The organism is Azospirillum sp. UFLA03-27 (genome assembly GCF_059803775.1).
This window is the reverse complement of sequence record NZ_JAUQTX010000051.1, coordinates 16058-31705: the sequence shown is the minus strand read 5'-3', so window position 1 is coordinate 31705 and position 15648 is coordinate 16058. Positions and strand designations below refer to the sequence as shown.

Below are 15648 nucleotides of genomic sequence, written 5' to 3'. Positions count from 1 at the left end.
GATCAGCGGCAGGCCGGACAGGGCGGCCTCCAGGCAGCCGGTCGGCATCACATCGTAGCGCGAGGTCAGCGTGAAATAGTGCCAGCCCGCCATCATCGCCGCCTTCTCCGCCCCGAAGACCGGGCCGTGGATGCGGATGTGGGTGCCGAGGCCGTGGGCGTTCGCACGCCGTTCCAACTCGGCGCGGGCGGGGCCGGACCCGGCCAGCTCCAGCACCCCGCGCCCGCCGGCGCGGCGGTAGGCGGCGAAGCCGTCGATCAGCAGGTCCACGCCCTTGTGGTCGATCTCGTAGCGCGCGCAATAGCCGAAGGTCAGCCGGTCGCCGTCCGGTGCTGCGCGTGGAACGGCGGCGGGAAGGCCGCCGCGCCGCGCCGACCAGGCGGTGTTGGGCAGGAGGCGCACGGCGGCGGCGGGGGCCACCCGGCGGACGATGGCGGCCTCCTCCTCCGTGATGGCGTGGACGAAGCGGGCGCGGGCGAAGGCCGGACCGTCGAAGACGCGCAGCCACGCCGCGGGCAGACGGCGGCGTACCCGGCCCGCGATGTCGTAGACGTGGGAGCACTGGCCGTGCAGCGTCACGCCATAGGCGACGCCGCGCCGGTGCAGCCCGCGGGCGAGCGCCGCGAACAGCGGCTTCACCGCACCATGGATGTGCACCACCGTGTCCGGCCCGGCGCCGTCGAGCAGGCGGTCAAGCGTCGCGTCCGCGATGGTCAGCGACCGCCCGGACAGCCGTGGCCCGCCGAGGGGGAAGCGCTGTGCCGGGCAGTCCGCCGGGATGCCGGTCAGGGCGTCCGGATCGTCGGAGAACAGACACAGCCGCGCGTCGTCGCCCATGGCGCGCTGCTCGGCGATCAGACTCCGCACCACATTGTGCAGTCCGTTCGCCGAAGAGGGGTGGGCGATGGCCGGCTGGATCACGACATGCCGGAGGTCGAGCGGGCGCAGCGGGGCCTCTTCCACCGCGAACGCGGCGCTGCCGTCAGCGGGCGACATGGGCGGTCCTCGTCTTGGAGAGGTAGTAGTGTGCGGCGCCGACGCGCAGCAGGCTGGAGAACAGCAGGGCCATGCACACCCCGGCGACGCCGTACATCGCCGCCAGCGGGCCGACCACCGCGAACACCGCCAGCGTCCCGGTGACGTTCACCACCAGAGCGAACTGGCTGCGCTGCACGCCGTAGAAGTAGGAGCAGACCATCTCCGCCAGATAGCCGGCCAGCGCCCCGATGGAGAGCAGGCGCAGCGGCCAGTCCTGGTCGGCGTAGGGCGACATGGCGCCGTAGACGACGTTCAGCATCTGGTGCGGAATCAGCAGGCCGAGGCTGTAATAGACCAGCAGCGGCGCCGCCCCGATGACGACGTAGCCGCGGATCGCCAGCCATGCCTGCTCGTCGGGGTGGAGCGTGCTTGTGCCGGATGACAGGGTGCTGCGGCCGCGCGCGGCGATCTGCGGGACGAGGTTGCCCATTCCGATGATGATCGGGTTGGCGATGTTCACCAGATTGACCACGGCCTGGAACGCCGCGGTCGACGCCATGCCGTCCATTGCCGCCATCAGCCAGACGAGGCTCTGCACCCGCAGCATCAGGAACAGATTGTTGGCGAGCGCCCAGTGCCCGATCGACCAGAAGCGGCGGACGACCGCCGGCAGGTCCGACAGGCCGCCGAAGCGCGGGCGCAGGATCGCGAAATGGACGACCGCCCCGGCCAGCGCCGGACCGGTCATGGCGACGAACACCCGTTCCAGCGTCAGGTGGCCGCCCAGCGCCATCAGGTTCAGCACGGCGATCTGGCCCAGATAGGTGACGCTGTCGCCCCACAAAGCCTTGTCATGCTTCAGCCCGGACATCAGCCCGCGCCGCCCGATCTCCTGCACCTGCCAGACGATGAAGTAGAGCACGGCGGGGCCGACCAGTTCCGGCATGCCAAGCCCGTACCCGACCAGCGCCAGGATGCCGGACAGCGGCAGGATCGATCCGGCGGTCATCAGGACGGCGCGGCCCGCCAGGGTCCGGCGTTCGGCGGGCTCCAGCACTGCGCCCTCCACCGATAGCGGATACTGGATCAGGCTGACGTTGACGACCTGGAGCGCCAGCAGCACCGAGAGGAAGAAGACGAAGGTCCCGTATTCCTCCGACGAGAAGTTGCGGGCGAGCTGGATGTTGATGGCGAACATGCCCAGGCTGACCACGCCCTGGTCGGCGAGGGTCCAGAAACTGCGGACGAGCGACGCCGGGATCATCGTCATGCGCTGCCGACCCGCGTCGTCTCGGTGGAGGCGGGCAGGGGATGCCGGTCCTCATTGGCGGGCCGTGGGGCGGCCGGGGTGGTGCGCGGCACGTCGCGGTAGGCCCAGCGCAGATAGTCCGCGGTCAGCGCCATGCCGTCCTCGAAGGTGAAGCGCGGCGCGTAGCCGAGCAGGCGGCGCGCCTTGGTCAGGTCGATGAGCGCCTTGGCCTGATAGAGCGCCAGCTTCTGCGCGTCGGGTAGCCAGAGCTGGTTGCGGCTGGCCTTCTTCTTCAGGAAATAATGCACCATCACGAGATGGCGCAGCCGCGGCGGCAGGCTGTCGAACCCGCCCTGGAGGACCCGGCGGGCTGGGCGCCAGCGCACGATGATCTGGATGATCTTTTTGGGGTCCTGAAGCACCATGGCGATGTCGCGCCGCAGGCTCTTCATCTCCTTGCGGATGGCCTCGGCGGGCTGGAAGCGCAGGCTGTCCACGCCCAGAGCCTCCTGGAAGCACCCGAAGACGGCGGCCCAGGGCGGGGCGTCGGGGCCGGAGATCACGAAGCGCTCCCCAATGGCCTGCGGGCTGCGGGTCGCCGCGATCATCGCGTCCACCAGATCGTCGATGTAGACGGCGTTGCACAAACCGCTCTCCTGCGGCAGCACCACCGTGCCGCTCAGCAGCATCTCGGCGGGTGCGTTCGTCCAGGGCTTGCAGAAGGGGCCGTAGACGATGGAGGGCTGGAGCACCACACCCGGCAGGCCGCGCTTGCGCGCCGCGTCGAGCACCATCGCCTCCAGGTCGAGCTTGTTCTGGACGTAGCTCCAGGCCCGGTCGCCGTCGCGCGTCTCCTCCGACAGCGGACCGTCGGGCAGCGGTTCGTAGACGGAGAAGGTGCTGAGATGGACGAAGCTTTCCACCCCGTTGGCGAGGCTGGCGTCGATCAGCGCGGTCATCCCGTCGATGTTCTGGCGGCGCGACCGCACGTCGTAGGCGCAGTGGAAGACCCAGTCGGCCCCCGCCACCGCCTTGCCGATCGCCTCGCGGTCCAGCAGGTCGGCACGGATGATCTCCACCGGGAAGCGGGCCAGACGCACCGCCTGCGCGATGTCGCGCACGATGCAGCGAACCTTGGCGCCATGCTCCAGGCACAGCCGCTCGACCAGCCGCCCGCCGATGAATCCGGCGGCGCCCGTCACCACCACGGTCGGGCCGTCCGTGCGGGGAGCGGCGGCGGGTGCCGGACCGTCGACCCAGGGCAGGGCCAGCGGCTGACGGCTGGCGTAGCAGCGTTCGATCAAGGCGGTGGAGGGCAGGGCGTCGCGCCCGCCGACGGCGGCAGGGCGTCCGTTGCGGATGGCGTCGGCGAAGCCCTTCAGCTCCGCCTGGAACAGGTCGCCGAAGATCTGCGGCGGGATGTGGTTGGCCGAGAAGCCGTCATGGACGAAATCGAGGATCTGCGGCACGTCCGACGCGATCTGGTTCTCATAGAGATGGACCTCGACGCTGCCCTTGCTGCCGTAGACACGGATGGTGTTGCGCAGGGCGCGGGTGCGGCTCAGCTCCAGCGATCCGGTGGCGCCGGACGCCATGGTCAGGGATAGCCGGCAGTCGGATTCCAGCCCACCGTGGCTGTCGTCGCTGTAGTCGACCTCCGCCGCCTCGCCGAACCACCACAGCAGCAGGTCCAGCGTGTGCGACCCGGTGTCGAGCAGAACGCCACCGCCCGCCCCGTCGCGGCGCAGCATCGACGGGGAACTGATGCCCCAGTTGTAGACGAAGCCCTCCCGCGCCTCGAAGCGCAGGATGCGGCCGAGCTGGCCGGAGTCCACCAGGGCCTTCAGCCAGCGGACGCCGTTGACGTAGCGGCGCATCAGCCCGACCGCGAGCACGCGCCGGCGCTCCTCCGCGGTTTGCACCATGCGCTCGGCATCGGCCAGCGTGACCGCCAGCGGCTTTTCCATGAAGACGTGCTTCCCGGCCTCCAGCAGGCTCTGGCCGACCGGCGCGTGGAGCATCGGCGGGGCGGCCACCAGCGCCGCGTCGAACCGGTCCGCCGCCTCCCGCCAGTCGGCCATGGCGACGGGCGCGCGGTTGCGGCCCAGCAGGGCCTGCACCGCCTCCAGCCGCTCCGGCGAGGGATCGACGAGCACGCTCGGCCGCCAGCCCAGGCGGAGCAGCGCCGGCAACAGGTGATGGCTCACGATGCTGCCGCAGCCGATGATGGCGAGCCGCGGAAACTCGGCGTTGGTCATGGAATCCTCGCTTTTGGGATTGCCTTCGCGGGGGCGCCGATCGTCGGCGCGTCAATGCCGCGCGGGCGCGTGCAGGGCGTAGTAGTAGGCGTCGTCTTTATGGCCGTACTTGACGTGCTTGGACGCGACGACCCGTGACAGCACGACGCCGCCGACCGCGCTGTCGACCGATTTCAGCTTGTTGAAGCCGGCCATCACGGTGTCCAGTGGTGTGTGCTGCCAGCGGACGACGTAGATCACGCTGTCGGCCAGGAAGGACAGGGCCAGCGCGTCGGAGAACAGCATCACCGGGGCTGAGTCGATCACCACGACATCGTAATTGTGGCGCGCCCATGCGATCAGGTCGCTCATCGCCTGGGAGCTGATGCGGTCATGCGCGTCGGGGGTGCCGACGGTGTTGCCCAGGACGCCGAGGTTGGTGGTTTCCTGATGGATCAGGTCGTCGATGCCGACGCGGCCGTCCAGCAGGTCGGCGACGCTGCCCTGCGGCTGGTAGCCCAGCAGCTTCGCGATGGAGGGGCGGCGGAAATCCGCGTCGATCAGCAGCGTGTTCAGCCCCAGCCCGGCCAGCGACCGCGCCAGATTGGCCGCCAGCACCGACTTACCCTCCTTGGGGATGGAGGAGGTGACGAGCAGCACCTTGGGCGGCGTCCCCCGCTTGCGCGGCATGCAGGCCATGGTGCGCACCGTCTGGATCGCCTCGCGGAAGGCCCCGATCTCGCGAGCGCGGCGGCTATCGGGGTGGAGAGGCAGGTTCCAGGCCGCCTCGTTGCGGGGAAGCGACGGGACCATGCCGAGGCAGGGCACGCCGGTCGCCCGCTCCACTTGGCTCGGTGTGCGCAGGCCGGAGCTGAGCCGCTCCAGCAGCAGCACCAGCGCGACCGCCAGCGCCGTTGACCCGACCAGCCCGACGCCCAGCGACATGCGCAGCTGCGGGAAGGCCGGGCGGATCGGCGGCAGGGCCGGGGCGCTGAGATGCGCATCCAGCGCGCCGGTGTTCTTCAGCGCCATCGTCTGTTCGTAGCGTTCGGCGAGGCTGCGGTAGAGCGTGCGGTGCGCGTCGGCGGCGCGTTCCAGATCGCGGAGCTGGATGCCGGTCGCCTCGATGCCCTTCTGCTGCTCCTGCAGGTCGGCGATGCTCTTCAGCAGGGTGGCCTCGCGGATGCGCGCGACCTCCAGATCGGCGTCTAGGCCCTTCTGGATCTTGCCCACCTCGTCGCGGATGCGGGCCTTCAACTCGCCGATGCCGCGACGGAGATTCACGATGTCCTGATGCTTGTCGCCGTAGACCTGCTGAAGCTCGGCCAGCCGGCGCTCCAGCATCGCTTCCGCCTCGCGCAGCTTTTGGATCAGCGGGGAGGCCAGCACCTCCGGGATCGCCGCGGCGTTGTTGGTGGCGGTCTGGTCGCGAGCCTGGCGCACGCGGGCCTCGGCCGCCGCCTTCTGCGCCTGCGCGGCGGTCAGCTGGGTGGCGATTTCGTTCATCTGCTGCTGGACCATATTGCGCCCGTCCGGCGGCAACTCCAGCAGGCTGTTCTCCTTGCGGAAGCTGCGGATGGCCTCCTCGGCGCCTCGCACCGCCTCGCGCGCCTCGATGAGCCGCCCGCCGAGCCACTGGTTGACCCGCTCGGTCATGCTGCGGTTCATTTCCGTCCGGTAGTCCAGATAGGCTTGGCCGAAGGCATTGGCGATGGCGGCGGCCTTGGCGGGATCGACCGATGACGCCTCGATGATGATGGTGAAGGAACGGTCGTCGTTGCGCGCCTCGATCCGGCGCAGCAGCGTGTCGATGGTCAGCAGGCGGGCCTGATCCGGGTCGCGGGCGATGGGGCTTTCATCGGCGCGGAACAGCGCGGTCGCCTCTTGCACGATCCGGCGCAGCACGTCGTTGCCTTCCGGCGGCAGCGCACCGACACCGGCCTTGGTGACTCGCTTCAGCCAATGATCGTCCGCGCCGTCCGGCGCCTTGAGCGTCGGGTTGAATTCGGGATCGTTGATCAGGCCCAGCTTTTCCACCACCCGTTCCGCCAGGGCGCGCGAGCCGACGATGGACACCTCGCTGCGCACCGCCGGCGCCTCGGGTGTCAGGTTGGACACCACCGACTTGAATTCCGCCAGCTCGACCCGCCGGGAATCGAGTTGCACCATTGCGGTGGCCCGGTACATCGGCTTCAGCGACTGCATGACGTAGGTGATGGTCGCCGTTCCCAGCAGGATGACGGTGAGCAGCAGCAGCTTGCGCCGCCACAGCACGGCCAGCGTGGCGAAGACGGTCGCCTCCTGCCGGCTGCGGACGTCGGAGGATTCCCCGGCGCCCGATTGCAGGAGACTGTCCGGAAGGACGCTGGTGTGCGCTTCGTGGCCTGGAAGCGTTCCGCCTTTGCCGATCGAAGAAGTCACGTCGTCGCCCCTTTCGTCTTGCTGGCTGGCGGTCCGGCCCGGGATGGGCTTGGCGGGTGGTTGCAAAAGGCCGCACTGCGGCCTTTTGTTTTCCTTGAAGATAACCAAAAATTCGGACGCCTTTTAAAGACCAGGTCCGAATGGATGGGCCAAATAGACAGTGATGTTCCGCTGCTGCAACCGTTACCGGACAGACTCCGATTATCGTGAATAGGGCCACGCAACAATTGAAAAAAAGAAGGGCCATCCGTCGCTGTGCTTACGACGACGACCGTCATAAATAATCATATCCGATACCCCGTCCGCGCGTTTGACGGTCAACTCTGCGCCGGTCACAGTTTGCCGGGTGAAGCGGAGCCGGTTCAGGCTTCAAAACGTCGCTCAATTCCAGACATGGTCGTGCATTCCCACGTAAGGGGCTGAGTGTTGCTCCGTATCGTGTGGCGAAATGCTGCGGCTCGTCGTCGGATTTTAAAATAATCGTGGAAGCGGTTTGGCGCGATATCTCCGCGTGCGGCCGTTGCCTGGTCGAATTCCCCCGGTCAACTCCATGGAGAGGCTCAATGACGTCCACGACTGAGCGCGTTCTTGTGACAGGTGGCGCCGGGTTCATCGGATCGCACCTGTGCGAGCGTCTTCTGGCCGCCGGGAAAGAGGTCCTGTGCGTCGACAATTATTTCACGGGATCGCGTTCGAATATTGCGCATCTGCTGGACAACCCGAAGTTCGAGGCGGTGCGCCACGACATCACCTTTCCCCTCTATGTCGAGGTCGACAAGATCTACAACCTCGCCTGCCCGGCCTCGCCGGTGCATTACCAGTTCGATCCGGTGCAGACGACCAAGACGTCGGTGCACGGCGCCATCAACATGCTGGGGCTGGCCAAGCGGGTGAAGGCGACGATCCTCCAGGCCTCGACCAGCGAGGTCTACGGCGACCCCTTCGTCCACCCGCAGCGCGAGGACTATTGGGGCAACGTCAATCCCATCGGGCCGCGCGCCTGCTACGACGAGGGCAAGCGCTGCGCCGAGACGCTGTTCTTCGACTACAACCGGCAGCACAAGGTTCCGATCAAGGTCGCGCGCATCTTCAACACCTACGGGCCGCGCATGAATCCGAACGACGGGCGCGTGGTGTCGAACTTCATCGTCCAGGCGCTCAAGGGCGATCCGATCACGATCTATGGCGACGGGTCGCAGACGCGGTCCTTCTGCTACGTTGACGATCTGGTCGAGGGGCTGCACCGGCTGATGGAGACGGACGGGACAGTGACCGGCCCGATCAACCTCGGCAACCCCGGCGAGTTCACCATTCTGGAGCTGGCGGAGACCGTCATCCGGATGACTGGATCGCGCTCCCGGGTCGAGCGGCACCCGCTGCCCCAGGACGATCCGCGGCAGCGCAAGCCGGACATCACCAAGGCCCACGCCTACCTGAAATGGATGCCGCACGTGCCGCTCGAAGAGGGGCTGGAGCGCACCATCGCCTATTTCGCCAAGACCTATTTCTGAGCGCGGCGACGCAGCCGGCAGCGCCGCCGCATCGCTGGGGTGCGGCGGCAGGGAATGGGCCAACAGGGAACGGCGGATGTTCGAACTCCCTTCACGAGACAGCTCGGCGAAGCCGGACTACGGCGCACGCGTGGGGATGGCCATCCAGAGCCCGCGCCCGGACTCCGTCTCGCCGGTCGCCGCGGCGGCCTCCGCCCCCGCACTGCTGTGTGGGCTGGTGGCCGCGGACGCGCTGGTGGTCGTTGGGACGGGGCTGGCGGCGGAGGGCATCGCCGCCCGTGTGCTGCGGGCCGCTCCCGCCGATCCGGCCCTGTTCACAGACGCCGTTCATGCTTTCGCGGGCGTTTTCAACGCCGCGGTCGGCCCGCTGGCCGTGCTGTCGCTGATGTGCTTCTACAGCGCGGGCTGCTACCGCAACCTGCGTCCCAAGGCGGTGCGGCGGACCATCGGTTCGCACGCAGGGCCGCTGTTCGGGGCCTGGACGGCGGCCTTCTTGGTGCTCGTCCTCATGCTCGGCGTGACGGGGGATCTGCGGCGGCTGGACACGGCGGCGGCGGGGACGTTGTGGCTGTGGTACGGGCTCGGCCTGTTCGGGCTGACCGCGCTGCGCAGCCTGTTCCTCCGGCTGGCGCGCGACTGGAATCTGGCCGGCGGTTTGCGGCAGCGGACCCTGCTGGTCGGCACCAATGATCTGGCTCTCGAATGGTTGGACCGGCTCCAGCGCACGGAGGGCGCGGGCTATCAGGTGGTCGGCGCGGTGTCCACCGCGGCGGACCGGCCGTCATCCGTGAACGCTCCGCCCCTGGCCACCGCCCGGTTGGCCGGGGTGCCGGTGCTGGGAGGCGTGACCGGGCTGGTCGAACAGGTGCGCAAGAACCGCATCGACCTCGTGGTGGTGGCCCTGCCCTGGAGCGCCGAGGCCGAGATCACCGACATCCTGGAACGGCTGCGCGTCCTCGCGGTGGATGTCCGCCTGCTGCCGCACCGGCTGATCGCCTGCACCGCGGGCCTGTCGGTCGATGCGACGGCGGGCGTTCCGCTGCTCGGCGTCATCCATCACCCGCTGGCCGGCTGGCGCGGGGTTCTGAAGCGGTCGGAGGACCTGCTGATCGGCGGTGCGGCGCTGGCGGTGCTGGCGCCCGTTCTGCTGCTGGCCGCGGTAGCGATCAAGCTGGAAAGCCCAGGCCCGGTTCTGTTCCGCCAGAAGCGTTTCGGCTTCAACAACGAGGAATTCGAGATCTGGAAGTTCCGCACGATGCACACCGACCGCGGCGACCAGTCGGGCGCGCAGCGGACCGTGCGCAACGATCCGCGGGTGACGCGCGTCGGGCGCTTCCTGCGCCGCACCAGCATCGACGAGCTTCCGCAGCTCTTCAACGTGCTGCGCGGCGACATGTCCATCGTCGGGCCGCGTCCCCATCCCGTCGCGATGAAGGCCGGGGACGTGCTGTACCACGAGGCGGTGGAGAACTACGCCTGCCGCCACCGCGTCCGCCCCGGAATCACCGGATGGGCGCAGGTGAACGGGCTGCGCGGCGAGATCGACAACCTCCACACCGCCGCCCGCCGCGTCGAACACGACCTCTACTACGTCGACAACTGGTCCCTGGGGCTGGACGCCGAGATCATGGTGCGCACCGCCCTCCTCCTTTTCTGGGACCGCAACGCCTACTGACCAAAAAACCAATGAATGGCCGCAAAGGAGTTTGACGCCATGTCCGTCGCCCTTGTCACCGGTTCCTGCGGATTGATCGGGTCGGAGAGTTGCCTGCATTTCGGTGCGCTGGGAATGGACGTCGTCGGCATCGACAACGACATGCGGCGCACCTTCTTCGGCGACGAGGCCTCGACCGCGTGGCAACGCCAGACCCTGGAACAGACGCTGCGCCAGCGCTACCGCCACCACGCCATCGACATCCGCGACGCCGCGGCCATCGACGCGCTGTTCGAGCGGCATGGGTCCGCCATCTCGCTGATCATCCACACGGCGGCCCAGCCCTCGCACGACTGGGCGGCGCGCGACCCGCAGATGGATTTCTCGGTGAACGCCAACGGCACGCTGAACCTGCTGGAGGCGGCGCGGCGGCATTGCCCGGACGCCGTGTTCATCTTCACCTCGACCAACAAGGTCTACGGCGACACGCCGAACCGCCTGCCGCTGATCGAGACGGAGACCCGCTATGAGATCGACCCGTCCCACCGCTACGCCGGCGGCATCGCCGAGGACATGTCGATCGACGCCACCCTGCACAGCCTGTTCGGCGCCTCCAAGGTCGCCGCCGATGTTCTGGTCCAGGAGTACGGCCGCTATTTCGGGATGAAGACGGTGTGCTTCCGCGGCGGCTGCCTGACCGGGCCGAACCATTCGCCGACGCAGCTCCACGGCTTCCTGGCCTATCTGATGCGCTGCGCCGTCACCGGCGCCCGCTACGACGTGATCGGCTACAAGGGCAAGCAGGTCCGCGACAACATCCACAGCAACGACCTGATCGCCGCCTTCCAGGCGTTCTACGACGCGCCGCGCGGCGCCGAGGTCTACAACATCGGCGGCGGACGGGCGAGCAACTGCTCCATCCTGGAGGCGGTGGCGCTGTGCGAGGAGATCACCGGGCGCCCGATGGATCTGGCCTTCAAGGAGGCCAACCGCATCGGCGACCACATCTGGTGGGTCAGCTCGCTCGACCGGTTCCGCTCCCACTACCCGTCCTGGGACATCCGGCACGATGTGCGCAACATCCTCACCGACATTCACGACAGCAATCGGCGCCGCTGGCGCGTGGAGGCCGTGGCATGATCGACCATGGGAAAAAGGAAGTGCTCGGCGTCTACGTCAACGCCGTCGATTACGAGGCCGGCGTGCGCGCCATCATCGACGCGGCGGAGCAGCAGAAGCCCTTCGCGGTCAGCGCGCTGGCCGTTCACGGGGTGATGACCGGGGCGCTCGACCCCGAGCACCGCTACCGCCTGAACGCCATCGACCTCGTGACGCCGGACGGCCAGCCGGTGCGCTGGGCGCTGAACCGCCTGCACGGCGCCGCCCTGCCGGACCGCGTCTACGGCCCGAACCTGATGCTGCGCACCTGCGCGGCGGCGGCGGCGAAGGGACTTCCCATCTATCTCTACGGCGCCACGGCGGGTCTGCTCGACACGCTGACCACCGCGCTGATGGAGCGCTTCCCCGGTCTGATCATCGCCGGCGCCCGCCCATCCGCCTTCCGCACCCTCAGCGCAGAGGAGCGCGCGGCGGTCGACTGCGAGATCATCGAGTCCGGTGCCCGCATCGTCTTCGTCGGGCTGGGCTGCCCGCGCCAGGAAACCTGGGTCTACGAGCACAAGGCCGCGCTGTCGATGCCGCTGATCGCGGTGGGCGCGGCCTTCGACTTCATCGCCGGGAAACAGCCTCAGGCGCCGATGTGGATGCAGAATTCCGGCCTGGAATGGCTGTTCCGGCTGTCCACCGAACCGCGGCGGCTGTGGCGGCGCTACGTCATGCTGAATCCGGCCTTCCTGTTCCTGCTGGCCTGCCAGGCGGTGCAGATGCCTCTGGTCCGCAGCGGCCAGGCACGCCGTCCGAAAGGAGAGCTTCGATTTGGTTAGACGGTGATGGTTGTTTGGTGGTTGCCAAATAAAAGAGCCGTTATTAAAAATGAAAATCCTTCCGATGCTGTGATTGTGCGGTGCCGTTTTTAAAATGAAACGGCTTTGCGTCGGCGGATTTTCCTGAACGACCTCGGAACAGCGCTCTGAACCGCGACCGATGCGGCCCGCGCTTCCATGACAGTCGAGGATTCCTGCGATGAGCCTGAAGATCCTGTCGGCGATCGTCGTGCCGCCGCATCTGGCGGTCAGCGGCGCCAGCAAGGCAGCGGAGAAGCTGAGCGTTGCGCTGCAGGCGCATGACCGCATCGACATCGCGAACATGGGCATGGCGAGCCGGGTCCCGATGGACCTCACCAAGCCGGGCGAACGGATCGACGTCCGCACCTCCAGCCCCTTCGCCGGGCTTGATTCCATGCTGCCCAACCGCGCGAAGACCCTGTTCTACCAGTCGAGCATCCCGGCGCTGATCCGTCACGGCTCCTACGATCTGGTGCACATCCACAACCCGATCCCGGCGCTGGAGATGATGCGGGTGGCCCGCGCCTGCGTGGCGAAGGGCGTGCCCTACGTGGTGTCCACCCACGGCTTCGTGGAGATCGGCAACCCGGCGGCTTTTCGGCGCATGGACGCGGCGCGGCGGCTGGCCTGGGGCCTGCTGATCGACCGCCCCGTCCGCTACGTCGTCCGCAACGCCGCGGCGATCTGCGCGATCTCGCCGGTCGACCTGCCGATCGTCCGCGGCTTCGGCTTCACGGGGGACGACATCGCCGTCATTCCCTACGGCGTCGATCGCCCGAACGACTGGGGCGCCCCGACCCCGGCGGACCAGGACATCCAGCGGAGGTTCGGCATCCCGGAGCGGGAGGAGGATGGCGGCCCCGTCACCGCCTTCTTCCTGGCCAACCACACGGCCAACAAGGGGCTGGGCGTGCTGCTCGACGCCTTCGTGGGGCTGTCGATGCCGTTCCGCCTGATCGTCGGCGGCGAGAAGCGGGACTTCGTCGATTATGAGGCCTACCAGCGCCGCTGCGGGCCGGGCCAGACCATCCACCTCACCGGCAATCTGGCCGAGGCGGAGGTCGCCGCCATGTTCCGCCGCTCCGACCTGTTCGTCTTCCCGACCCTGGCCGACACCTTCCCCAACGTGATCCTGGAGGCGATGGCTTTCGGTGTTCCGGTTGTGACGACCCGGGTCGGCGGCATCCCCCATCAGGTCGACGACGGCTGCGCTGTGATCGTCGAGCCGGGCGACCCGCAGGCCCTGCGCGCCGCCGTCGAGCAATTGGCCGCGGACCCCGAACGGCGGGCGCGGATGGGCCGCCACGGCCGCCTGCGCGCCACCCAGCGCTTCGACTGGGCCGCCGCCGCCGCCGACACCCATCGGCTCTACGAGGCGGTGGTCCGCCGCCCGGCGGGCGCCGCCATCCTCAAGGCCGCCTGAACCCCTGCCCAACACCCCCTGCCCAACCGGTAAAAGCCGCAGCAATGGAGAAGACACCTATGGAAGGCAAGACGCTCGTGACCGGCGGGGCCGGCTTCGTCGGCTGCAATCTGGTCAAGAACCTGCTGGATGACGGGCGCGACGTCGTCGTCCTGGACGCCCTGCTGCGGCCGGGCAGCGAGCGGAACGCGGCGTGGCTGCAAACCCTCAACGCCGGCTCCCGCCTGACCTTCATGAAGGCCGACGTGCGCGACTTCGCCGCCGTCAAATCCTGCATGGCCGGGGCGGAGGAGGTCTACCACCTCGCCGGGCAGGTCGCGGTGACCTCGTCGCTGGACGACCCGCGCACCGACTTCGACATCAACGCGCTCGGCACCTTCAACGTGCTGGAGGCGGCGCGCCGCATGAAGACTCCGCCGAAGGTGGTCTTCACCTCGACCAACAAGGTCTATGGCGGGCTGGAGCATGTGGCGGTGGAGCAGACCGGCAGCCGCTACCGCTTCGTCGACCGCCCGCTCGGCGTCTCGGAGGCGGAGCCGCTGGACTTCCATTCACCCTACGGCTGCTCCAAGGGGGCGGCGGACCAGTATGTGCGCGACTATGCCCGCATCTACGACCTGCCGACCGTCGTCTTCCGGATGAGCTGCATCTACGGCCCGCGCCAGTTCGGCAACGAGGACCAGGGCTGGGTCGCGCATTTCATCATCTCGGCGCTGAGCGGGCGGCCCATCCACATCTACGGCGACGGCATGCAGGTGCGCGACGTGCTGTTCGTCGAGGATCTGGTGCGCGCCTTCCGCCTCGCCACCGAGAAGATCGAGGTCAGCCGTGGCCAGGTCTTCAACATCGGCGGTGGGCCGGAGAACACCATCTCGGTCTGGCGCGAGTTCGGGGAGATGCTGTCCACCCTGCGCGGCGCGCCGGTGGAGGCCGACTTCTCCGACTGGCGGCCCGGCGACCAGCCCTGCTACGTCAGCGACATCCGCAAGGCCGAGCAGGTCCTCGGCTGGCGCCCGCAGGTGGACCGCGACACCGGCATCCGCCGCCTGTGGGACTGGGCGGAACGCTATCTCGCTCAGAACGGCCTGCCGACGGACCAGACCCAGTTGGAACCGGGCCGCATCGCCCTCAGCGCGTAATCCCATTCCTGTGCGGTGGAGGAACCAATGGACGTTCTTGTAACGGGCGGGGCCGGATTCATCGGCTCCCACATCACGCACCGCCTCGTGTCGCTCGGCCACCGGGTGACGGTGATCGACAACGAGTCCACCGGGCTGCGCTCCAACGTGCCGGCGGAGGTCCGCTACATCCGCGGCGACGTCACCAACCCCGCCGATCTCGACAAGGCGTTCGAGGAGGTGCCCGACGCGGTGATCCACATCGCCGGGCAGGTATCGATCATCCGCGCCTTCAGCAACCCGGTCGGCGATCTGCGGACCAACGTGGAGGGGACGGTGAACGTCCTTCAGCAGTGCGTGGAGCGCGGGGTGAAGCGCCTTCTCTACGCCAGTTCGATGAGCGCCTACGGCAACGCCGAGGTGGTGCCGACGCCGGAGGACACGCCCTGCTCCCCGGTGTCCTACTACGGGGTGACGAAATACGCGGGGGAGCGCTACGTGCATCTGACCGCGGCGCGGCCCGACCTGCCGGGCGGTCTGGCCGTCACCTCTTTCCGCATGTACAACGTCTACGGACCGCGGCAGGCGGTGGACAACCCCTATCAGGGGGTGCTGGGCATCTTCCTGGGCAACATCATCCGTGGCGAGCCGATCCGCATCTACGGCGACGGCGAGCAGACCCGCGATTTCGTCTTCATCGACGACGTGGTGGACGCCTGGGTCGGCGCGCTCGACAACCCGGCCAGCCACGGGAAGATCTTCAACCTCGGCAGCGGGCGGCAGACCAGCATCAGCGAACTGGCCGACCTTGCGCTGGGAGCGCTCGGCCGGACGCGGGCGGACCATCCCGTGCTCTACCACCCCGAACGTCCGGGTGAGCAGCGCAGCGTGCAGGCGGACGTGACCTACGCCGGGTCGGTGCTCGGCTGGACGCCGCGCACGCGGTTGGAGCAGGGGCTGGCGGAAACCGTGCGTTGGGCGCTGCGCGAGAGCGGGCAAGCGAACGGCATGGCGGAGCGCGCCGTGGCCTGACGGCCAACTTTCGAGCCGGCCAGGGATGGCTTCGGCAACGCCATCAAGCAACAGGAGTGGA

11 protein-coding genes are annotated in these 15648 nt (G+C 68.4%); 7 read left to right on the top strand and 4 right to left on the bottom strand.

Annotated features, from left to right (window positions below; translation table 11 throughout):
* From Q4I23_RS10625 to Q4I23_RS10610, 4 genes are all read right to left on the bottom strand, one after another.
* Positions 1-996, bottom strand: a 996-nt coding sequence (locus Q4I23_RS10625; protein ID WP_498526204.1) for a glycosyltransferase family 4 protein, incomplete at its 3' end; no start/stop codon positions are given.
* The gene (locus Q4I23_RS10620; protein ID WP_498526203.1) at positions 983-2248 is read right to left on the bottom strand and encodes a lipopolysaccharide biosynthesis protein; all 1266 of its coding nucleotides are present in this window, start codon (positions 2246-2248) and stop codon (positions 983-985) included. The genes Q4I23_RS10625 and Q4I23_RS10620, both read right to left, overlap by 14 nt.
* Entirely contained in the window at positions 2245-4485 is a 2241-nt protein-coding gene (locus Q4I23_RS10615; RefSeq protein ID WP_498526202.1) for an NAD-dependent epimerase/dehydratase family protein, read from the bottom strand. Before Q4I23_RS10615 ends, Q4I23_RS10620 begins: the two co-directional genes overlap by 4 nt.
* A gap of 51 nt (positions 4486-4536) precedes the next feature.
* The gene (locus Q4I23_RS10610; RefSeq protein ID WP_454016613.1) at positions 4537-6885 is read right to left on the bottom strand and encodes a GumC family protein; all 2349 of its coding nucleotides are present in this window, start codon (positions 6883-6885) and stop codon (positions 4537-4539) included.
* Positions 6886-7448: 563 nt separating this feature from the next.
* On the opposite strand from Q4I23_RS10610, the gene Q4I23_RS10605 reads away from it, so the two are divergent.
* From Q4I23_RS10605 to Q4I23_RS10575, 7 genes are all read left to right on the top strand, one after another.
* Positions 7449-8396, top strand: a complete 948-nt coding sequence (locus Q4I23_RS10605) for a UDP-glucuronic acid decarboxylase family protein (protein WP_237907334.1) — start codon at positions 7449-7451, stop codon at positions 8394-8396.
* A 76-nt stretch (positions 8397-8472) separates the two neighbouring features.
* Positions 8473-10071: an undecaprenyl-phosphate glucose phosphotransferase gene (locus Q4I23_RS10600; protein ID WP_498526201.1), complete on the top strand. Its 1599-nt coding sequence runs from the start codon at positions 8473-8475 to the stop codon at positions 10069-10071.
* Between the two features lie 39 nt (positions 10072-10110).
* Positions 10111-11190, top strand: a complete 1080-nt coding sequence (locus Q4I23_RS10595; protein WP_454016611.1) for an NAD-dependent epimerase/dehydratase family protein — start codon at positions 10111-10113, stop codon at positions 11188-11190.
* On the top strand, positions 11187-11993 hold the full coding sequence (locus Q4I23_RS10590) for a WecB/TagA/CpsF family glycosyltransferase (protein ID WP_498526200.1): 807 nt from the start codon (positions 11187-11189) through the stop codon (positions 11991-11993). The genes Q4I23_RS10595 and Q4I23_RS10590 overlap by 4 nt, the downstream gene beginning before the upstream one ends.
* A 199-nt stretch (positions 11994-12192) precedes the next feature.
* Positions 12193-13437: a glycosyltransferase family 4 protein gene (locus Q4I23_RS10585; protein ID WP_498526199.1), complete on the top strand. Its 1245-nt coding sequence runs from the start codon at positions 12193-12195 to the stop codon at positions 13435-13437.
* A gap of 59 nt (positions 13438-13496) precedes the next feature.
* Positions 13497-14576, top strand: a complete 1080-nt coding sequence (locus Q4I23_RS10580) for a GDP-mannose 4,6-dehydratase (RefSeq protein WP_237907329.1) — start codon at positions 13497-13499, stop codon at positions 14574-14576.
* Between the two features lie 27 nt (positions 14577-14603).
* On the top strand, positions 14604-15587 hold the full coding sequence (locus Q4I23_RS10575) for an SDR family NAD(P)-dependent oxidoreductase (protein WP_498526198.1): 984 nt from the start codon (positions 14604-14606) through the stop codon (positions 15585-15587).
* The last annotated feature ends 61 nt before the right edge of the window (positions 15588-15648 follow it).